Genomic DNA, 19,720 nt, shown 5'->3' with positions numbered 1-19,720 from the left:
CGGCTACTGCTGGCCGTGCTTCAGCAGCAGGAACAGCCCGTGCGCCTCGGCGCACAGCCGGTCGCCGTCGTGCAGGGTGGCGCGCACGAACACCTTGCGGCCCTCCCACTTCTCCACCCAGCCGTGCACGGTCAGTTCCGTGTTCAGCGGGGTGATGGACCGGTAGTCGACGTGCAGGAAGGCCGTACGGGTGACGGCCCGGGTGTGCACGGCCGCGGTCATGCCCAGCAGGTCGTCGAAGCCGAGCGCGATGTGCCCGCCGTGCGCCGCGCCATTACCGCCCAGGTGGAAGGTGCGGAAGGTGATGCGCGCGTGCACGCCCTCCCGCGACACCTTGTCCACCAGGAACGGCGGCAGCGTGATGTTCCCGCGTGCGGGCAGATCGGTGCGATGCCAGGCGGGCGCATCCCATTCCGCGCCCACCGCCGCGCCGAGCTTGGCGTTCAGCGCCTTCAGCGTGTCGATGGCCTCGAGCGCGAGCTCATCGCTCGGATTCGCGAGCCGCACATGGTCCATGAGCGTGCGCACCTGCTCGATGAACTCCCCGTAGTGCGGTCCACCGACGGAATTGTCGCGGGCGAGGGTTTCGATAGGCCGAAATCCGCCCTCGTGATGCTCCTGGGCCGGATCTGCCTCGACCTGCTGCTCGCTCATATGAAACACGTTATCGGTTGCTTGCCGGATGCTCGCGCGGGGAGTCTCACTGGCAAGGCAGAATGAGCAGAGTGAAAGCCCTGCGTCGTTTCACCGTGCGCGCCCATCTGCCCGAGCGGTTGTCCGCGCTGACCGAGCTGGCGACCAATCTGCGCTGGTCCTGGGACGGTCCGACGCAGGACGTCTTCAGTGAATTGGATCCGGCGTTGTGGGCCGAGGTCGAGCATGATCCGGTGCGGATGCTGGGCGAGGTGCCCGCGGAACGCTTGGACGAGCTGGCCGCGGACGAGGCGTACACGCGGCGGGTGGATGCGGCGGCGGCCGATCTGAAGGATTATCTGACGCGGCCGCGCTGGTTCCAGAAGCAGCAGACCGGGCCGCGGGGGATCGCCTACTTCTCCATGGAGTTCGGCGTCACCGAGGTGCTGCCCAATTACTCCGGTGGGCTCGGCATTCTGGCCGGTGACCATCTGAAGTCCGCGTCCGACTTGGGCCTGCCGCTGATCGGCGTCGGATTGCTGTACCGCTCAGGCTATTTCCGGCAGTCGCTGACCGCCGACGGCTGGCAGGCCGAGCACTATCCGGCGCTGGACCCGCAGGGGCAGCCGCTGCGGCTGCTCACGGAGGGCGGGTCGCCGGTGCTCATCCATGTGGCCATGCCCGAGGGGCGGGTGCTGCGGGCCCGGGTGTGGATCGCCCAGGTGGGGCGAATCCCCTTGCTGCTCTTGGACTCCGATATCGCCGACAATGATCCGGAACTGCGCGCGGTCACCGACCGTCTGTACGGCGGCGACCAGGACCACCGCATCAAGCAGGAGATCCTCGCCGGTATCGGCGGTGTGCGCGCGGTCCGCGCCTATACCCGCGCCAACGGCCTGCCCGATCCGGACGTCTTCCACATGAACGAAGGCCACGCCGGTTTCCTCGGCATCGAGCGCATCCGCGAATTCATGACCGCGGGAATGGATTTCGACGCCGCCCTGACCGCGGTGCGCGCGGGCACCGTGTTCACCACGCACACCCCGGTCCCCGCCGGCATCGACCGTTTCGCGAGCGCGCTGGTGCGCCGCTACTTCGGCGGCGCGCACGGCGAGCGGGAATCGCTGCTGCTGCCGGGTGTTTCGGTGGATCGCATCCTGGCGCTGGGCCGGGAGGCCGATCCGTCGGTGTTCAATATGGCGCACCTGGGTCTGCGACTCGCCCAGCGCGCCAATGGTGTGTCGAAACTGCACGGTGAGGTCAGCCGCGGCATGTTCGCACCGCTGTGGCCCGGCTTCGATACCGGCGAGGTGCCGATCGGCTCGGTCACCAATGGCGTGCACGCGCCCACCTGGGCGGCACGCGAATGGATCGACAAGGCCCGCGAACTCGTCGGCGCCGAGTTGGTGGAGGAGGCGCGCGGCTGGGAGCGGCTGTGCGATGCCGATCTGGGTGAACTGTGGTCGACCCGGAATGCGTTGCGCGGCATCCTCGTCGGCGAGGTGCGCCGCCGCCTGCGGAAGTCGTGGCTGCAGCGCGGCGCCGCGCCCGCCGAACTCGGCTGGATCGACGAGGTCTTCGATCCGCGGGTGCTGACCGTCGGCTTCGCCCGCCGCGTCCCCACCTACAAGCGCCTCACCCTCATGCTGCGCGATCCGGAACGCCTGCGCGCCCTGCTGCTGGATCCGGAGCGACCGGTGCAGCTGGTGGTGGCGGGCAAGTCGCATCCGGCCGACGACGGCGGTAAGGCGCTCATCCAGCAGGTGGTGCGGTTCGCCGACGATCCGGCCGTGCGGCACCGCATCGTCTTCCTGCCCGATTACGACATGTCCATGGCCCGCTACCTGTACTGGGGTTGCGATGTCTGGCTCAACAATCCGCTGCGCCCGCTGGAGGCGTGCGGCACCTCGGGCATGAAGTCCGCGCTCAACGGCGGCCTCAATCTCTCCATCCGCGACGGCTGGTGGGACGAGATGTACGACGGCGAGAACGGCTGGGCCATCCCGACGGCCGACGGCGTCCGCGACGACCACCGCCGCGACGACCTCGAGGCCTCGGCCCTCTACGAACTGCTGGAACGCGCCGTGCTGCCGCGCTTCTACGACCGCGACCACGACGACCTGCCCATCCGCTGGATGGAAATGGTGCGCCACACCCTGCGCACCCTCGGCCCGAAGGTGCTGGCGTCCAGGATGGTTCGCGATTACGCCGTCGACTACTACGCTCCGGCCGCCGCGGGCTATGCGGCCGTCTCCGCGGACGATTTCAAGGGCGCCCGCGAGCTCTCCGAATACCGCCGCCGCATCGAATCCGCCTGGCCCGCGGTGAAAGTCCTGCACGTGGACAGCTCCGGCCTGCCGGACACCCCGGTCATCGGCGCGACCCTGGCGCTGCGCGCCCGCATCGATCTCGGCGGCCTGGCCCCGTCCGACGTCTCGGTGCAGGCCGCTCTGGGCCGCGTATCACCCGGCGACGACCTCTCCGACGTGCACACCATCCCCATGACGCATGCCGGGACCGATTCGGGCACACACCTTTTCACCGTCGAAACCCCCGTGCCGCTGTCCGGCGCGGTCGGCTACACCATCCGCATCCTGCCCCATCACCCGCTGCTCGCCTCGGATGCGGAGCTCGGCCTGATCGCCACCCCGAGCCCGTAACTCCCGCCGCAGGTCAGGTGGGCACGACCAGGGTGCGTTTGAGGATCTTGCCGGTCGCGTTGCGGGGCAGCGCGTCCAGGAAGGTGACATCGCGGGGGACGGAGAAACGACTCACCCGATGCCGGATGTAATTGCGGATCATCTCCGAGTCCAATCCGGAACCGGGGCGCTTCACGACGAAAGCGGCCAGGCGCTGACCGAATTCATGGTCCGGAACGCCGACCACGGCGACCTCACTGACCTGCGGGAGATGCGACAGCGCCTCCTCGACCGCGCGCGGGAAGACGTTCTCGCCGCCGGAGATGATCATTTCGTCGTCGCGGCCGGCCACGAACAGTTTCCCGGAGGCGTCCAGATAGCCGATATCGCCGGTGTCCAGCATGCCGTCGGCCTCGTCGGGCGGGGTCGCGTCGGTGTAGCCGTCGAAGAGCATGTGATTGCCGACGAAGATGCGGCCCGTCAGGCCCACCGGCAGCGGCCGCCGATCCGGGCCCAGCACACCGAGTCTGGTGCCCAGCGGCGGGCGGCCCGCGGTGGTGGGTGACATGCGCAGGTCCGCGGGATCGGCGATGGACGCCCAGGACACCTCGGTCGAACCGTAGATGTTGTAGAGCACGTCGCCGAAGGCCTCCAGGAAGCCCAGCACCGTCGCCCCGGCGATCGGCGCCCCGCAGCTGGCCACCACGCGCAGGCTGGACAGGTCGTAGCGGTCGCGGACGTGCTTGGGCAGGTCCAGGATCCGGTTCACCATGACCGGCACCACGATCAGCGCGGTCACCCGGTGCTCGGCGATGCGCCGCAGGCAGTCCTCGGCGTCGAAGCGATCGCCCAGCACCACGGTCGCCCGGATGGCCGTGGAGATCTGCAATGCCGCCAGTCCCCAGGTGTGGAACAGCGGCGACGGCACGTACATGATCTCGCCGGTGGTGAACGGGATCCGCGACAGCAGCGCCGCCACCGTCCCGAAACCCTTGGGGTGCGGGCGTTTCGCGCCCTTGGGCGTCCCACTGGTGCCGGAGGTGAGCACGATCAGCCGCCCGGCCCGCGGCGGCTTCTTCTCCGGCGGCCGGCGCATGGCGATGAGATCCTCGAGCGTGCTGCGCCCGGGTATCGGATACGGGGGTTCGTCGGTGGTGAAGCGCGGCAGGGCCGCCGGCAGATACCGCACCAGCTGCTCGAATTCGCTGTCCACGAACAACGCCGAGAGCGAATGCCGTTGCACGATCTCCTCGATCTGCCGCGCGGGCAGCCCGGTGTTCAAGAGCACCGCGTCGGCGCCGGCCTTGCCCGCCGCCACCATGCACTCGACCATGCCGGTGTGGTTGCGGCACAACAGCCCGATCGTCGTCCCGCCGAATCCGAGCGCCGTCAGCGCGCCCGCCAGCGCGTTGCTGCGGGAGTGCAATTGTTCGAAGCTGCTGGTGAACCGGTCGTCGATGATGGCGGCCTGTTGCGGTGAGTGCGCGGCCGCCGCCGCATAGCCGCCGGCCATGCTGAAGCCCCACTTCGCCAGGCTGCCCAGCTGTTTGAGGCCCACGTCCGGCCGGAAGGTGCGTACCACGCCGGACATGACCATGCGCTTGGCGACCCCGGCCTGAAGTTTCATCGGCGAATCCTCGCCGTTCACGAGGACCGAGGTGGGCGCGCCGTGGATCAGGTCCTCGACGCGTTTCAGACCCGCCATCGTCCACGCCACGACCGACTGATTGGGCAGTTGCTCGAGTAGCGGATGCACCCGCGCCGCTTTGAAGTAGGTGACGTAAACCCGTGTCATTCCACCGGTTTCGCGCAGCTTGACGGTGGCGAAACTGCCGTGCGCCGGGCAGTGCAGTTCGAAGCTGTCGCCCTCGCGGCCGATGCGGAGCTGGACCTGCAGCATCCGGATCTCGAGGCCCTCGCCGCCGACGCGCAGGTTCAGGGTCGGATGTTCGTCGTTGGCGTCCAGTTGGTCGCAGGCGCCGATACCGGCGAAGAGCCGGGGGTAGGTCTGTGGCTCGACGAGCACATCCCAGATTGCTTTGCGGGCGATCGCGAATTCCACGACCACATCGATGATGTCGGTAACCACAGGCGTGCAACTTCTCGCTCGCCGGTACCCCACAAGCCCCGGCTGATTACGTATTTGTAACGTCTCAGACAGTTCCGGTCAAGACTCTGTAATTACCGGCCGGTAGCTATTTTAATTGCCGGTTGATTGCGCAGGTCGCACCGCGAAATCGAAGATCAGGCAGGTGCGATTGCTCACGATTCGCCACACCGGGTTTCGGTTCGACGGATCCGACCAGCTACGGTTCCGACGGCATCTTCTACCCTCCCGCCGACTGGAGACAGCACAACAATGACCAGCGACGTCCTCACGCGCACCAAGGGGCGCGTCGACGCGTACTTCGGCATCAGCGCGCACGGATCCACCGTCAAGCGCGAGCTCATGGCCGGCACCGTGACCTTCCTGGCCATGTCCTACGTGCTCGCCGTGAACCCGGCGATCCTCGGCGATCACGCCGGTGGCGCACTGGGCGCCAAGGGCATGCCGATGCAGGCGGTCTTCACCGCGACCGCCGTCGCCGCCGTGGTCGGCACGCTGGTCATGGGCCTGTGGGCCAAGTACCCGGTCGCGCTCGCGCCCGGCATGGGCCTCAATGCCTTCTTCGCCTATACGGTCATCCTGACCATGGGAATCCCTTGGCAGGAAGCACTTTCGGGCACCTTGCTCTCCGGCATCATCTTCTTCGTGCTCGCGATCACCAAGGTCCGCGAGAAGATCATCGACGCCATCCCCATGCAGATGAAGCTGGCCGTCGGCGCCGGCATCGGCCTGTTCGTGGCCTTCCTCGGCCTCAAGAACGCCGGCATCGTGGTCGCCAACGACGCCACCTTCGTGCATCTGGGCAACTTCCACCACGGCACCACCCTGCTCGCGGTGTTCGGCCTGCTGGTCACCGTCGTCTTCCTGGTGCTGGGCTGGCACGGCGCGGTGCTGTACGGCATTCTCTCCACCACCGTCGTCGGCATCGTCTGTGGACTGGTGAAGCTGCCCGACACCGTCGCCGCCCTGCCGCACGGCCTCGACAAGACCTTCGGACAGGCCATCATCCATCTGCCGGACGCCTTCTACGGTCAGATGGCCATCGTGGTGCTGACCATGCTGTTCGTCGACTTCTTCGATGCCTCCGGCACTTTGATCGGCGTCGCCAACCAGGCCGGGCTGCTCGGCAAGGACGGCAAGCTGGAACGTGCCGGGCAGGCCCTCGCGGCCGACTCCATCGGCACCGCCGCGGGCGCCATCATCGGCACCTCGACCACCACCGCGTACGTCGAATCCACCGCGGGCGTGTCCGCCGGCGGGCGCACCGGTCTCACCGCGGTGTCCACCGCGTTCTGGTTCCTGATCGCCATGTTCTTCTTCCCGCTGTTCGCGGTGGTCGCGGGCGTGCCCGCGGTGACCGCGCCGGCGCTCATCGTGGTGGGCGTGCTGATGGCCCGCGCGCTCGGTGAGATCGAGTGGAACCGTTTGGAATACGCGATTCCGGCGTTCATCACCGTGGTGATGATGCCGCTGACCTATTCCATCGCCAATGGCATCGCCATGGGCCTGCTGTTCTATCCGGTGGTCATGGTGGCGAAGGGCCGGGCGCGCGAGGTGCATCCGGTCATGTGGGTGCTGATGGCGGTATTCGTGTCGTACTTCTGGTTCCTGGCGAAGTAGCGGGGGCGGTCCGGATATCGGCGGGTTCTAATCGGACTGGGGTCCGTTTGGTCTCGCAATTCGGACCGTGGTCCGTTTATACTCGACGCTGCCCACCGCAGACCGATAGTCGAGGAGAACGCCGATGACCGCACCCGCCGTTACCGATCGATCCACCGCCCGCATTGCCGCCGATATCAGCGCCTCGGACATCGGCCTCCTCGTCCTCCGCGTCGGCTTCGGCGGCCTGCTCGCCGTGCACGGCAGCCAGAAACTGTTCGGGTGGTTCAACGGTTACGGCCTGAATGCCACCGCGGGCGCCTTCGAGGGCATGGGCTACCACCCCGGCAAGTTCTTCGCCGCCCTCGCGGGCCTGAGCGAGGTCACCGGCGGCCTGCTGCTGGCGCTGGGCCTGCTCACGCCGCTGGCCGCCGCGATCGCGCTGGGCACCATGGTGAACGCCTTCAACAGCTCCTGGCAGGGCGGCTTCGCGATGTGGGAACTGCCCACGGTCTACGGCATCGCGGTGATCGCGATCGCCTTCACCGGGCCGGGCCGGTTCTCGCTGGATGCCGGCCGGCCGTGGCAGCGGCAGGGCCTCGTGTGGGGAGCGGGCGCCGTGGCGCTGGCCGTCGTGGCGGGTCTGCTCACCCTCGCCGTGAAATAGGCGGTCTCCCAAAAGTTCTGGGTCCCCGCGCCGCGTGCAGGGCTTGGCGCGGGGACGACGGACACATCCGATGTGGGAATTGGGGGGTCACCGGAGTATCGAGTGCCAATTTACTTCTGATTGGAAGTTAGGCACCAGGCCTGTGACTGTTCTCACAAGCTCGATTTCATTTGCGGGACACTCTTTGTCAGTCTCTCCAAAGCCTTTGTCACGACCTGCGGATCGGACGTTTCCCAATAAGGCGGCAGCGATGCCCGGAGATATCCGCCATAGCGCGCCGTGGCCAGCCGGGAATCGAGAATTGCTATTACTCCGCGGTCATCGACGCTGCGTAGCAGGCGTCCCGTGCCCTGCGCCAACAGCAATGCCGCATGATTCGCGGCGATCGAGAGAAAACCATTGCCGCCCCGCGATTCCACCGCGCGCTGGCGTGCCACCAACAGCGGATCATCCGGTCGCGGGAACGGAATACGGTCCAGGATAACCAGGCTCAGCGAAGGCCCCGGAACGTCCACGCCCTGCCACAGCGAAAGCGTGCCGAACAGTGAGGTTTCCGAATCCTCCGCGAATTTCCGCACCAGCGCGCCGGTGGCATCGTCACCCTGGCAAAGGATCGGCGTATCCAATCGCTCGCGCAGCAGCTCGGTGGCCGCCTTCGCCGCCCGCATGGAGGAGAACAGGCCCAGGGTGCGGCCGCCGGCGGCGATCATGAGCCGCTCTATCTCGTCCAGGTAGGCGGGCGGCAGACCGTCGCGGCCCGGCGCGGGCAGATGCTTTGCCACATACAGGATTCCGGACTTGGCGTGGTCGAATGGCGAGCCCACGTCCACCGAATTCCAGTTCAGCTTCTTGTCGTCCGAGGGCGCCTCCGCGCCATTGGCCAGCGCCGGGTCCACCTTGCTCGCCGACTGCGGCGGCAGGCCCCACGTCACGGCCAGATTGTCGAAGGAACCGCCGATCTGCAGCGTCGCCGAGGTCAAAACGACTGTGGCGGTACCGAACAGGCGGCTGCGCAGCAGCCCGCCCACCGACAGCGGGGCCATGTGCAGGGTGCGGCGGGCGACCCCGCGCACCTCGTCCGAGGCCAGCCAGATGACATCGCGGTGCGCGGCCGGATCCGGTTCGTCGAAGGTCTCGAGCACGCGCACGGCGGCATCGTGAATCTCCTCGATGGCGGCGAGGGCCTGATTGCGGGCCGCCGCACCCTCCGGATCTCCTTGCGGCGCCGAGGAACCCTGCGGATTCAGCGCCGTGCGGGCATTCCAGGCGGCATCGCGAATGAGCGCCAGCACGGGGGCCGCGCCGTCGGGCATCCGGTCCCAGCGGCCCGGGTTCAGCTCGTCGAGCAGGCCGTGCCAGGCCTCGGCCGCTCCTTCCAGCCGATCCACTTCCTGCTCGTCGATCAGCTTCGCGCAGCGCTTGGCGGCGGCGCTGATGCCGCCGGTGGAGAGTTCCGCGGTGGCCACGCCGGTGACCCGGTCGACCAGTTCGTGCGCCTCGTCGATGACCACCACATCGTGCTCGGGCAGCACCTGGATGCCGCTGATGGCGTCGATGGCCAGCAAGGCGTGATTGGTGACCACCACATCGGCCTGCCCGGCCTCCGCGCGCGCCTTCTCGGCGAAACAGTCCTGCCCGAACGGGCAGCGCGACTTGCCCATGCACTCACGGGAACTCACGCTCACCTGCCGCCAGGCGCGGTCGCTCACGCCGGGAGTGAGCTCGTCGCGGTCGCCGTTCTCGGTGTCGGACACCCACTCGTGCAGGCGCTGCACCTCGCGGCCGAGCCGGGAGATGGCGAACGCGTCGAAGAGCTCCGCCTCGGCGGGCTCGTCGGTGAGCGCGCTATTGATCTTGTTCAGGCACAGATAGTTGTTGCGCCCCTTGAGGATCGCGAACTGCGGCACCCGGCCCAGCGCGCCCGCGAGGGCCTCGGAGAGCCGGGGTAGGTCCCGGTCCACCAGCTGCCGCTGCAGCGCGATGGTGGCCGTCGACACCACGACGGTGCGCCCGGTCCGCACCGCATGCCGCAGACTCGGCACCAGATACGCGAGTGACTTACCGGTACCGGTCCCCGCCTGCACGGCCAGATGCTCGCCGGTATCGATGGCATGAGCCACCGCCGCGGACATGGTCTGCTGGCCTTTTCGCTCCTTACCCCCGAGTGCCTGCACCGCGGTGGCCAACAGCTTGGGAACGGGAGGGAGTTCAGGCACGGCCGCCAGATTACTGCTCTTGTCCGACAAGCTCTGTATCTTCTGCCCTCCGCTTCGCTGCGGGCGGGTTCGCGGCCCTGAAGTCTCGATTCTTCCCTCCCTCCGCTCCTCCGCTTCGCTCCTCCGCTTCGCTCCCCCGCTCCACTCAGTCCAGAATCGAGACGGCCGCGAACTTGGGGGTAGGACTACCTACCTGTGGGGGTAGCTCCGCGCATCCGCAGCACGCTTCTGTTCGGAAAGGTCGGTCGGGACAAGTGACCGACTCGGAAAGGTGGAGGGTGATGCGCGGTCTGCTGTGGGGGATTCAGATGTTCGTGGTGTTCGTGGCTCTGGCGGTGCGATTCCTGGCGGGCGGGTGGTGGCTCGTCATTCTGTTCCTCACTCCCATCGGATGGGCCTTCATGGCGGTGGTCGGTACGCCGCTACTGGTGGCGACGATTCTCCTGTCGGCGACCGAACCTTCCCGGTGGCGGACCCGCACCTTGTCCGCGCTCGCGGTGGCCGATCTGGCGCTGTTCGTGTTCTCCGGTTCGATCGCCGATTTCACCGACAATGCCGACGACCGCTGGGTTCCGCTGGCCCGCCTGGTGACCGGTAATGCCCAGGTGTCGGAGGCCGCGGCCGGCGCCCTCGGCACGCTCGCCGAGGCGGCTCTCGGCCTCTACCTGGTGGCCACGGTTCTCGTCATGGTGCTGGCCGTGCGCGACCGCCGGGTGGCCGTCGCCGCGTGATCAGTTCTGCCGCGTGATCAGTTCTCCAGCGTCCCGGCCAGTTCCACGCCCGCGGCGCGCAGCTTGCCCAGCGCGGTGTCCAGGGTGGCGGGGGAGACCGCGGCGGTGAGGCCCAGCAGGACGCGGGTGTCGAAGCCCTCGGCCTTGGCGTCCAGGGCGGTGGCGCGGACGCAGTGGTCGGTGGCGATGCCGCACACGTCCACCGCATCGATCTCGCGGTCGCGCAACCAGTCCGCCAGGGTGGTGCTGCCGTCGGAGGCGGTGCCCTCGAAGCCCGAATAGGCCGCGGTGTAGGCGCCTTTGGAGAAGACCTCCTCGATGGGCGCCACCGTCAGGTTCGGATGGAATTCCGCGCCCGGCGTGCCGACCCGGCAGTGCGGCGGCCAGGAGTCCACGTAGTCGGGCGTCGCGGAGAAGTGCGCGCCCGGGTCGATGTGGAAGTCGCGGGTCGCCACCACGGCGGAATAGTCCGAGACGCCCAGGTATTCGCTGATGCGCTCGGCCACCGCCGCGCCGCCCGCGACGGCGAGGGATCCGCCCTCGCAGAAATCGTTCTGTACGTCGACGACGATCAGGGCGCGGCTCATGCGTTTCCTCCCGGAGCCGATGGGTGAACCAGGACGGTTCGATTCTCGTATCGCATGGTGCCGCGCCGCCACTCAGCCCAGGAATGTGGTGGGGATGGCGGGCTCGCCCGCGGAGAGCTTCAGGCCCTCCCACGGCAGCCGGATCAGGCCCTGCGCGACCAGTTCCCGGCCCTCCTGCAAAGTGGGCTGCCCGGCGAGCGTCTCGCCCTTGCGCACCAGCGGAATCTGCAGGTCCTGAATGTCGTAGCCATTGGGGGCGGGCCGTTCCGCGCCCGCCGGGTAGACGATCTCCTCGACCAGGGTGCCGGTGCGGCGGGACAGCCGCACGGCACGCTTGGTGCCGCCGCGGGACTCCTTGTGGGAGCTGCGTTTCGAGACCGGCACGCCCTCCACCTCGACCAGCTTGTAGACCATGCCCGCGGTCGGCGCGCCCGAACCGGTGACCAGCGAGGTGCCGACGCCGTAGACGTCCACGGGTTCGGCGCGCAGCGAGGCGATGGCGTACTCGTCCAGGTCCCCGGACACCACGATGCGGGTGCGCACCGCGCCCAGCGCGTCGAGCTGTTCCCGCACCTGCCGGGCCAGCACGCCCAGATCGCCGGAATCGATGCGCACGCCGCCCAATTCGGGTCCGGCCACCTCGATGGCGGTCGCCACGCCCCGAGTGATGTCGAAGGTGTCCACCAGCAGGGTGGTGCCGACGCCGAGGGCCGCCACCTGACTGCGGAAGGCGTCCGCCTCGTGCGAGCCGTCCGCGCCGGAGTGCAGCAGTGTGAAGGCGTGTGCGCTGGTGCCCGCGCTCGGCACGCCGAAACTGCGGGCGGCCTCCAGGTTCGAGGTGGCGTCGAAACCGGCCAGGTAGGCGGCGCGGGCGCTGGCCGGCGCGGCCAGTTCGTGGGTGCGGCGGGAACCCATCTCGATCATGCGGCGGCCGCCGGCGGCGCTGACCATGCGGGTGGCCGCGGCGGCAATCGCGCTGTCGTGGTTGTAGATCGACAGGATGAGGGTTTCCAGCAGCACGCATTCGGCGAAGGTGCCGCGCACGGTGAGGATGGGGGAGCCGGGGAAGTAGAGGTCGCCCTCGCGGTAGCCGTCGATCTCACCGGTGAACCGGTAATCGCGCAGCCACTCCACGGTGCGGGCATCCAGGAACCGCGCGACGATCGCGAGTTCCGGCTCCCCGAAACGGAATTCGGGCAGCGCGGCCAGCAACCGGCCGGTGCCGGCAACCACGCCGTAGCGCCGGCCGTTCGGCAACCTGCGGGCGAATACCTCGAAAGTGCAGCGCCGGTTCGCGGATCCGTCGGCCAGCGCCGCCGCGAGCATGGTCAGCTCGTACTGATCCGTCAGCAGAGCCGTACTGGTCACCCCGTCACTGATCTTCACGAGACCCACTGTAGGCATACGCGCGGAGACCGGCGCGCCTTGTATGCCGCCCACGTCGTACGGCGCGTCCCTGCGCTTTCCTCGGCGTGTCGTACAGACTGTTGTTTCTGCGGAGCCTCGTCGTACCCTGATTGTCATGGGTCTGTGCAAGGAAGACGTGGTCCGGGTCGTCGGCGGTCCGGCCGTCGTGAACGGGACGATGTCGGCTTCACAGGCGGCACCCGAGGCGATCGAATACACCGAGATCCTGGAGGCCGAGGACCGGCCGTGGGTGACCGTGGTCTGGGACGATCCGGTCAATCTCATGCACTACGTCACCTACATTTTCCAGAAGCTCTTCGGCTACAGCAAAGCCAAGGCAACCGAGTTGATGCTCAAGGTGCACAACGAGGGCAAGGCCGTGGTGTCGTCCGGCTCCCGCGACAAGATGGAACACGACGTGCAACGCCTGCACGCCGCCGGGCTATGGGCGACCATGCAGCGTGACCAATGAGCGGACGGTTACGGTAGCTCCGTGCGGAAGTGGAGCAGAAAGAACTCCCTGGGCGGGCTGAAGCTCCGTTCGGAAATGGACGCCCACGAGGCGGAGATACTGCGCTCCCTCGTCGGCGCCGTCACCGGTCTCCTGACCGATCGGGCCAGCTCGGCACCCGAGGACGACCTCGCCGCCCTCACCGGGCTACAACCGGGCAACACGACGCCGCCCGACGATCCCCGATTACACCGGTTGCTACCCGATTTCCATCGCTCCGAACCCGGATCCCCCGACGCCGACCGCGCCGACCTCAACAGCGCCCTGCGCAGCCTGCACGAACCCGAGATCATCGACACCAAAGTGGCCGCCGGCCTGGTGATCCTGGAAACCCTGCCGCCACAGGGCGGCAAGATCGTGCTCAATCAGGAACAGGCCGACGCCTGGCTCAATGCCCTCAACGATGTCCGCCTCGCCCTCGGCACCGCTCTCGGCGTGAATGCCGATTCACCCGACCAGCTGGACCCCGACGACCCGCGCGCCCCCAGCCTCGAGGTCTACCACTGGCTCACCTGGATGCAGGACTCCCTGCTGCAGGCGCTCGCACCGTAGAAGGGCCTCTTCGTGAACAACGTTGCCGGACCACGGAATTCGATCACCGACGTCACCGGCGTACTGGTCGGACACCATCACGTACTCGATGAGGACGCGACCCTGGGATCCGGCGCGGCCACCGGCTGCACCGTGATCCGGGTACCCGGTGGCGCCACCGCCGCCGTGGACGTGCGCGGCGGCGGGCCCGGGACCCGGGAAACCGACCTGCTCGATCCGAAAAACACTGTGCGACAGGTCGATGCCGTACTACTCACCGGCGGCAGCGCCTACGGTCTGGCCGCCGCGGACGGCGTCATGCGCTGGCTCGAGGAGCACAAGGAAGGGATCCCCATGGATCCTGCCGATCCTTCGCGCGTCGTACCTATCGTGCCGGGCGCGGTGATCTTCGATCTTCCGGTGGGGGCGTGGGACATTCGGCCCACCGCCGACTTCGGCTTCCTCGCCGCGGACGACGCGGGGCAGGACTTCGAGCGAGGTTGCGCGGGTGCGGGAGTCGGTGCGCGCGCCGGTTCCCTCAAGGGTGGAATCGGCACGGCGAGTGTGCGTTTCAGCGACGGCCCGGCAGCGGGACTCACCATCGGTGCGCTGGTCGTCGCCAATCCGGTCGGCTCGGTCTTCGACCCGCGCACCGGATTGCCGTGGGGCACCGGCACGGACGGCCCCGATCACTTCGGGCTTCGCCCCGCCACCGAGGCACAACTCGCCGCGGCCAATGCGCTACCCGTGAAGGGCACGGTCCTCAACACCACCATCGGCGTCATCGCCACCGATGCCGCGCTCGACCCGTCGGCGTGCCGCCGCATCGCCACCACCGCCCACGACGGCCTGGCCCGCGCCATCCGGCCGGCCCATTCCCCGCTGGACGGCGACACCCTCTTCGTCCTCGCCACCGGCACCGCCGAACAGCCGCCCGGCTTTCCGCTGCCACCCGCCTTCCCGGCGGATCTGCTGGTGCTGGATCAGCTGTGCACGGCCGCCGCGGTCTGTGTCGAACGCGCCATCGTGGACGCGATCCTGTCCGCTCGCTCGGTGGCCGGGATTCCGGCATACCGCGATCTCCTCGGCGCGTAGCCCCTTTCGCGGCGCCCGCCCGGGGTGTGATCGGCTGCACGGGGAATAGCCGCATATTCTCACCTGTTGACGACAGCGTTTCGGCCGTACGGCCGGGCCGCGTCGGAGGCGGAAGGATGCGACTGTGCTGGTGATCAGGGCCGACCTGGTGGAGGCGATGGTCGCGCACGCGCGCGCCGACCACCCCGACGAGGCCTGCGGCGTCATCGCCGGTCCCGAGGGTTCCGATCGGCCGGAACGCTTCGTGCCCATGGTCAATGCGGAGCGTTCGCCCACCTTCTACCGTTTCGACTCCGGTGAGCAGCTGAAGGTGTGGCGCGCCATGGACGATGCCGACGAGGAACCGGTGGTGGTCTACCACTCGCACACCGCGACCGAGGCGTACCCGAGCCGCACCGATATCTCCTATGCCTCCGAACCCGATGCCCACTACGTGCTGATCTCCACCCGCGATCCCGAACAGCACGAAGTGCGCAGTTACCGCATCATCGACGGGCAGGTCCAGGAAGAGCCCGTCGAGATCGTCACCGCCTACGGCGCCCCGTAATCCGGGCGCCGAGTAGACAAGGAGTTCCCATCATGCCGGTCACCGTGTCCATCCCGACCATCATGCGTCCGATCACCAAGGGCGAGAAGCGTGTTCAGGCCGAGGGCGCCACCCTGGCGGCGGTCATCGACGATCTCGAGGCCAACTTCACGGGCCTCAAGGAGCGGCTGCTCACCGACGGCAAGCTCAACCGCTACGTCAATATCTACATCGACGACGAGGACGTGCGTTTCACCGGCGGACTCGAGGCCGAGGTGCCGCAGAACGGCACCGTCACCATCCTTCCGGCGGTCGCCGGCGGCGCGCGCTGACCGTGGCACGCTACGAGTCGCTGATCGCGACGCTGGGTAATACGCCGCTGGTCGGGCTGCAGCGCCTGTCGCCGCACTGGGACGGCGAAGATCATGTGCGGTTGTGGGCCAAGCTCGAGGACCGCAACCCGACCGGGTCCATCAAGGACCGCCCGGCGCTGCGCATGATCGAGCAGGCCGAGGCCGACGGGCGGCTCACCCCCGGCTGCACGATTCTGGAACCGACCAGCGGCAATACCGGGATCTCGCTGGCCATGGCCGCGAAGCTCAAGGGCTATCGGCTGGTCTGCGTGATGCCGGAGAACACCTCGATCGAACGGCGTCAGCTGCTGACCATGTTCGGTGCGCGGATCATCGACTCACCCGCGGCGGGCGGCTCCAATCAGGCCGTCGCACTGGCCAAGCGGATCGCGGCCGAGCATCCGGACTGGGTGATGCTCTACCAGTACGGGAATCCGGCGAACGCGCTCGCGCACTACGAGACCACCGGTCCGGAGATCCTGGCCGACCTGCCCGAGATCACGCACTTCGTGGCGGGCCTGGGGACCACCGGAACCCTCATGGGCACCGGGCGTTTCCTGCGGGAGAAGGTGCCCGGCATCGAGATCGTGGCCGCCGAACCCCGCTACGGCGAATTGGTCTACGGCCTGCGGAACCTCGACGAGGGTTTCGTGCCCGAGCTGTACGACGAGTCGGTGCTGACCTCCCGTTTCTCGGTCGGGCCCTACGACGCCGTGCGCCGCACGCGTGAGTTGGTCTCGGAAGAGGGCATTTTCGCGGGCATCTCCACCGGTGCGATCCTGCACGCGGCCCTGGGCGTGGCGAAGAAGGCCCAGCAGGCGGGCCGGCGCGCCGATATCGCGTTCGTGGTCGCCGATGCCGGCTGGAAGTACCTGTCCACCGGGGCATACAGCGGCACGCTCGAAGAAGCCGAAGACAAACTGGACGGCCAACTCTGGGCCTGACAGCTGTGGCCGCCTCCTGCTCCCGATCCCCGGTACGCTCGACAGCGGGGCGGGACTAGGAGGTTTTGCCATGAGCGGCGGCAGCGGAATGGGAGCGTCGTTCGATCCGGATCGGATCACGCGCTTACGCGGGCAGTTGAGCCCTACGGCGAAATCCACCAGCGGTACGGCGCTGAAGCTGCTGTGGCAGCGCGCCATTGCGATCACGCTCGGCGCGACCGCACTGCTGTACAGCGTGGAGGGCGTCGACACCGTCTCGAATCATGATCTGGACAGCGCCGGTGTGAAACCGCGCACCATGGACGGGCTCAGCGGCATCATCTTTGCCCCTGTGCTGCACGCGAATTGGGAACATCTGATCGGAAACACGCTGCCGTTCGTGGTGCTGGGACTGCTCACGCTACTGACCGGCATCGGCCGCGGCCTCGCCGCGACGGCCATTATCTGGGTGATCGGCGGTCTGGGCGTGTGGCTCACCGCGCCGTCGAACTCCGTGACCATCGGCGCATCCATCCTGATCTTCGGTTTCTTCACCTATCTGGTGTCGTACGGGTGGTTCGCCCGCAACGTGCTGCAGATCGTGATCGGGGTGGTCGTGGGTTTGCTGTACGGCTCGATTCTGCTCGGCATATTGCCCGGCAACCCCGGAATCTCTTGGCAAGGACATCTTTTCGGGGCGGTGGGTGGCTTGATTGCCGGATGGGTACTCTCTGGGGATGAACGTCGTCATCGCCGTGGGGCCACAGCCGGCCGTCTCGCGTCATCGGGGTGACGCGAGACCCGGTCGGCGATTTGGGGGATCCCTCCTTGAGTGAGACAGCAGCGTGGCAGCATGGGGGAATGCGCCTCACCGTCCTCGGGTGCTCGGGCAGCGTGTCCGGCCCGGATTCCCCGGCGTCGGGTTACCTGCTCACCGGCCCCGATATGACACCGACCGTCATCGATTTCGGCCCGGGCGTGCTGGGCGCGCTGCAGCGCCACCTCGACCCCGGTGAAGTGGACATCTTCCTCACCCACCTGCATGCCGACCATTGCCTGGACCTGCCCGGTCTGCTGGTCTGGCGGCGGTATCACCCCAATCCGCCGGAGGGTAAGGCCATCGTGCACGGCCCCTCCGACACCGCGCTGCGCATCGGCAATGCCTCCGCCGAGATCGGCGGCGAGACCGACGACTGGTCCGATGTCATCGACATGCGGCACTGGCAGCCGGGCAATCAGGTGGCATTCGGTCCGGGGCACACCGTCGAGGCGCGGCGCATGTTCCACCCGCCGGAGTCCTACGGTCTGCGCATCACCACCGCCACCGGTCGCACCCTGGTCTACACCGGCGACACCGCGGTCTGCGACGAGGTCTTCGAACTGGCCCGCGGCGCAGACGTTCTGCTCTCCGAGGCCTCCTGGACCCATGACCCGGCCAACCGCCCGCCGGGCATCCACCTCTCCGGCCACGAGGCGGGCCTGATCGCCGCCGAAGCCGGCGTAGGCGAACTGCTGCTCACCCACATCCCGCCCTGGACCTCGCGAGAAGACGTAATCGCCGAGGCCAAGGCCGCTTTCCCCGGCCCGGTCCACGCTGTCTCCCCGGGAGAAGTCTTCGAGATCTGACCTGCTCCGGATGTGATCTCCCACAAGCCCCGTGCCTCAGGTACGGGGCTTGTGCTTTTCCGTCCTGCCTCGCGATTACTCTGTGTCGCGTGTCGAAACGAGCCGATGGCAGGGCGGATGACGAACTCCGCGAGGTAAGGATCACCCGAGGGTTCACCACGCATCCGGCGGGGTCGGTGCTGGTGGAGTTCGGGGGAACCCGGGTGATGTGCACCGCCAGCGTCACCGATGGCGTGCCGCCGTGGCGGCGTGACTCCGGATTGGGCTGGCTGACCGCGGAATACGCGATGCTGCCCGCCGCCACCCACACCCGGTCCGGCCGGGAATCGGTGAAGGGCAAGGTCGGTGGCCGCACCCAGGAGATCTCCCGCCTGATCGGCCGCTCGCTGCGCGCCTGCATCGACCTGTCCACCATCGGCGAGAACACCGTCGCCATCGACTGCGATGTGCTGCAGGCCGACGGCGGCACCCGCACCGCCGCCATCACCGGCGCGTATGTCGCGCTCTCCGATGCCGTCACCTATCTGGCCGCCGCCGGGCAGCTCACCGATCCGCAGCCCATCTCCTGCGCCATCGCCGCCGTGAGCGTCGGCGTGGTGGACGGCCGCGTGCGCCTGGACCTGCCCTACGAGGAGGATTCGCGCGCCGAGGTCGATATGAACGTGGTCGCCACCGATACCGGCACCCTGGTCGAGATCCAGGGCACCGGTGAGGGCGCCACCTTCCCGCGCTCCACCCTCGACAAGCTGCTGGACTCCGCCCTCGCCGGCTGCGAGCAGCTGTTCGTGGTGCAGAAGGAAGCCCTCGCGTTGCCGTACCCGGGCACCCTGCCCGAGCCGTCCGAATCGAAGCGGAAGTAATGCGCAAGGTTCTGGTCGCCAGCCGGAATGTCAAGAAGCTCAACGAGTTGCGCCGCATTCTGGACGAGGCCGGTATCGCGGGCATCGAGATCGTCGGCCTGAACGACGTCCCGCCCTACGACGAGGCCCCCGAAACCGGCGCCACCTTCGAGGAGAACGCCCTCGCCAAGGCCCGCGACGGCTTCGCGGCCACCGGAATGCCCTGCGTCGCAGACGATTCCGGCATCGCGGTGGATGCGCTGAACGGCATGCCCGGCGTGCTCTCGGCCCGCTGGTCCGGCACCCACGGCAATGACGAGGCCAACAACACCCTGTTGCTCGCCCAGCTCGGCGACGTCCCCGACGACCGCCGCGGCGCCCAGTTCGTCTCGGCCTGCGCGCTGGTCGGCCCGGACCTCGAGGTAGTGGTCCGCGGCGAATGGCCCGGCGCCATCAACCGGAAACCGGTGGGCGACGGCGGTTTCGGCTACGACCCGCTCTTCGTCCCGGAGGGCGGCGACATCAGCTCCGCCCAGCTCACCCCCGCCGAAAAGGACGCCGCCTCCCACCGAGGCCGCGCCCTCCGCCAACTCCTCCCGACCCTGGCGGCCTTGGCAGACAACTGAATTACCAGTGGGAGACCGGGCCGCCGCAAGCCGGTGGCCCACCCGCGCCCCCCCAAATACATTCGTGCCCCCGCCGATTCTTCGGCGGGGGCACGTTCTGCTTT

Annotated in this window: 19 protein-coding genes; 14 read left to right on the top strand and 5 right to left on the bottom strand. The window is 68.1% G+C overall.

The window, feature by feature from the left end; all coding sequences use genetic code 11:
* Positions 1–3 precede the first annotated feature (3 nt).
* Positions 4–654, bottom strand: a complete 651-nt coding sequence (locus tag ACIP5Y_RS09245; RefSeq protein ID WP_400348993.1) for a PaaI family thioesterase — start codon at positions 652–654, stop codon at positions 4–6.
* A gap of 71 nt (positions 655–725) precedes the next feature.
* Here ACIP5Y_RS09245 and glgP point away from each other — a divergent pair, with 71 nt between their 5' ends.
* Entirely contained in the window at positions 726–3,293 is a 2,568-nt protein-coding gene (gene glgP, locus ACIP5Y_RS09240; protein WP_400348991.1) for an alpha-glucan family phosphorylase, read from the top strand.
* Positions 3,294–3,306: 13 nt separating this feature from the next.
* Here glgP and ACIP5Y_RS09235 read toward each other — a convergent pair whose 3' ends face one another.
* On the bottom strand, positions 3,307–5,361 hold the full coding sequence (locus ACIP5Y_RS09235; protein ID WP_400348989.1) for an AMP-binding protein: 2,055 nt from the start codon (positions 5,359–5,361) through the stop codon (positions 3,307–3,309).
* A gap of 270 nt (positions 5,362–5,631) precedes the next feature.
* Here ACIP5Y_RS09235 and ACIP5Y_RS09230 point away from each other — a divergent pair, with 270 nt between their 5' ends.
* Both ACIP5Y_RS09230 and ACIP5Y_RS09225 read left to right on the top strand, forming a co-directional pair.
* Entirely contained in the window at positions 5,632–6,999 is a 1,368-nt protein-coding gene (locus ACIP5Y_RS09230) for an NCS2 family permease (RefSeq protein WP_400348988.1), read from the top strand.
* A gap of 124 nt (positions 7,000–7,123) precedes the next feature.
* A complete protein-coding gene (locus ACIP5Y_RS09225) occupies positions 7,124–7,645 on the top strand; it encodes a DoxX family protein (RefSeq protein ID WP_400348987.1) in 522 nt (173 codons plus the stop codon).
* A 152-nt stretch (positions 7,646–7,797) separates the two neighbouring features.
* Here ACIP5Y_RS09225 and ACIP5Y_RS09220 read toward each other — a convergent pair whose 3' ends face one another.
* Positions 7,798–9,861 (bottom strand): ATP-dependent DNA helicase, encoded by a 2,064-nt coding sequence (locus tag ACIP5Y_RS09220; protein ID WP_400348985.1) that lies wholly within the window; start codon positions 9,859–9,861, stop codon positions 7,798–7,800.
* Positions 9,862–10,142: 281 nt separating this feature from the next.
* Between ACIP5Y_RS09220 and ACIP5Y_RS09215 the strand changes: the two genes are divergently transcribed.
* Positions 10,143–10,592 carry a hypothetical protein gene (locus tag ACIP5Y_RS09215; RefSeq protein WP_400348983.1) on the top strand — a complete coding sequence of 150 codons (450 nt, stop codon included), beginning with the start codon at positions 10,143–10,145 and terminating at the stop codon, positions 10,590–10,592.
* Positions 10,593–10,609: 17 nt separating this feature from the next.
* Here ACIP5Y_RS09215 and ACIP5Y_RS09210 read toward each other — a convergent pair whose 3' ends face one another.
* Positions 10,610–11,179 carry a nicotinamidase gene (locus ACIP5Y_RS09210; protein ID WP_400348982.1) on the bottom strand — a complete coding sequence of 190 codons (570 nt, stop codon included), beginning with the start codon at positions 11,177–11,179 and terminating at the stop codon, positions 10,610–10,612.
* A 72-nt stretch (positions 11,180–11,251) separates the two neighbouring features.
* Entirely contained in the window at positions 11,252–12,583 is a 1,332-nt protein-coding gene (locus ACIP5Y_RS09205) for a nicotinate phosphoribosyltransferase (protein ID WP_400348980.1), read from the bottom strand.
* A gap of 181 nt (positions 12,584–12,764) precedes the next feature.
* Here ACIP5Y_RS09205 and clpS point away from each other — a divergent pair, with 181 nt between their 5' ends.
* The 10 genes from clpS to ACIP5Y_RS09155 all read left to right on the top strand — a co-directional run bounded on the left by clpS (position 12,765) and on the right by ACIP5Y_RS09155 (position 19,616).
* Complete coding sequence (gene clpS / locus ACIP5Y_RS09200; RefSeq protein WP_400349198.1) at positions 12,765–13,058, top strand: ATP-dependent Clp protease adapter ClpS; 294 nt, start codon at positions 12,765–12,767, stop codon at positions 13,056–13,058.
* A 21-nt stretch (positions 13,059–13,079) separates the two neighbouring features.
* Entirely contained in the window at positions 13,080–13,649 is a 570-nt protein-coding gene (locus ACIP5Y_RS09195) for a DUF2017 domain-containing protein (RefSeq protein WP_400348979.1), read from the top strand.
* A gap of 12 nt (positions 13,650–13,661) precedes the next feature.
* Complete coding sequence (locus ACIP5Y_RS09190; RefSeq protein ID WP_400348978.1) at positions 13,662–14,723, top strand: P1 family peptidase; 1,062 nt, start codon at positions 13,662–13,664, stop codon at positions 14,721–14,723.
* A 124-nt stretch (positions 14,724–14,847) separates the two neighbouring features.
* The gene (locus ACIP5Y_RS09185; protein WP_400348976.1) at positions 14,848–15,270 is read left to right on the top strand and encodes a Mov34/MPN/PAD-1 family protein; all 423 of its coding nucleotides are present in this window, start codon (positions 14,848–14,850) and stop codon (positions 15,268–15,270) included.
* Between the two features lie 32 nt (positions 15,271–15,302).
* Positions 15,303–15,581 (top strand): MoaD/ThiS family protein, encoded by a 279-nt coding sequence (locus ACIP5Y_RS09180; RefSeq protein ID WP_400348974.1) that lies wholly within the window; start codon positions 15,303–15,305, stop codon positions 15,579–15,581.
* A 2-nt stretch (positions 15,582–15,583) separates the two neighbouring features.
* Positions 15,584–16,546: a PLP-dependent cysteine synthase family protein gene (locus ACIP5Y_RS09175; RefSeq protein ID WP_400348972.1), complete on the top strand. Its 963-nt coding sequence runs from the start codon at positions 15,584–15,586 to the stop codon at positions 16,544–16,546.
* Between the two features lie 70 nt (positions 16,547–16,616).
* Positions 16,617–17,318, top strand: coding sequence for a rhomboid family intramembrane serine protease (locus ACIP5Y_RS09170; protein WP_400348971.1), 702 nt, complete (start codon positions 16,617–16,619; stop codon positions 17,316–17,318).
* A 68-nt stretch (positions 17,319–17,386) separates the two neighbouring features.
* Positions 17,387–18,151, top strand: coding sequence for a cyclic nucleotide-degrading phosphodiesterase (locus tag ACIP5Y_RS09165; RefSeq protein WP_400349196.1), 765 nt, complete (start codon positions 17,387–17,389; stop codon positions 18,149–18,151).
* A gap of 89 nt (positions 18,152–18,240) precedes the next feature.
* Positions 18,241–19,011, top strand: a complete 771-nt coding sequence (gene rph, locus ACIP5Y_RS09160) for a ribonuclease PH (RefSeq protein ID WP_400348969.1) — start codon at positions 18,241–18,243, stop codon at positions 19,009–19,011.
* Positions 19,011–19,616, top strand: a complete 606-nt coding sequence (locus ACIP5Y_RS09155; RefSeq protein ID WP_400348967.1) for a non-canonical purine NTP pyrophosphatase — start codon at positions 19,011–19,013, stop codon at positions 19,614–19,616. Before rph ends, ACIP5Y_RS09155 begins: the two co-directional genes overlap by 1 nt.
* The last annotated feature ends 104 nt before the right edge of the window (positions 19,617–19,720 follow it).

Source organism: Nocardia sp. NPDC088792, from assembly GCF_044750615.1.
Lineage (GTDB): Bacteria > Actinomycetota > Actinomycetes > Mycobacteriales > Mycobacteriaceae > Nocardia.
Note: the sequence above shows the minus strand (reverse complement) of the source record. Positions and strands in the feature narration are given on the sequence as shown.

Bases quoted from the DNA above. Each gene is read 5' to 3' on its own strand.
- ACIP5Y_RS09245 (WP_400348993.1), bottom strand. From the start codon at position 654: ATGAGCGAGCAGCAGGTCGAGGCAGATCCGGCCCAGGAGCATCACGAG.
- ACIP5Y_RS09230 (WP_400348988.1), top strand. From the start codon at position 5,632: ATGACCAGCGACGTCCTCACGCGCACCAAGGGGCGCGTCGACGCGTAC.
- ACIP5Y_RS09225 (WP_400348987.1), top strand. From the start codon at position 7,124: ATGACCGCACCCGCCGTTACCGATCGATCCACCGCCCGCATTGCCGCC.
- ACIP5Y_RS09215 (WP_400348983.1), top strand. From the start codon at position 10,143: ATGCGCGGTCTGCTGTGGGGGATTCAGATGTTCGTGGTGTTCGTGGCT.
- ACIP5Y_RS09210 (WP_400348982.1), bottom strand. From the start codon at position 11,179: ATGAGCCGCGCCCTGATCGTCGTCGACGTACAGAACGATTTCTGCGAG.
- ACIP5Y_RS09205 (WP_400348980.1), bottom strand. From the start codon at position 12,583: ATGCCTACAGTGGGTCTCGTGAAGATCAGTGACGGGGTGACCAGTACG.
- clpS (WP_400349198.1), top strand. From the start codon at position 12,765: ATGTCGGCTTCACAGGCGGCACCCGAGGCGATCGAATACACCGAGATC.
- ACIP5Y_RS09180 (WP_400348974.1), top strand. From the start codon at position 15,303: ATGCCGGTCACCGTGTCCATCCCGACCATCATGCGTCCGATCACCAAG.
- ACIP5Y_RS09170 (WP_400348971.1), top strand. From the start codon at position 16,617: ATGAGCGGCGGCAGCGGAATGGGAGCGTCGTTCGATCCGGATCGGATC.
- ACIP5Y_RS09165 (WP_400349196.1), top strand. From the start codon at position 17,387: ATGCGCCTCACCGTCCTCGGGTGCTCGGGCAGCGTGTCCGGCCCGGAT.
- ACIP5Y_RS09155 (WP_400348967.1), top strand. From the start codon at position 19,011: ATGCGCAAGGTTCTGGTCGCCAGCCGGAATGTCAAGAAGCTCAACGAG.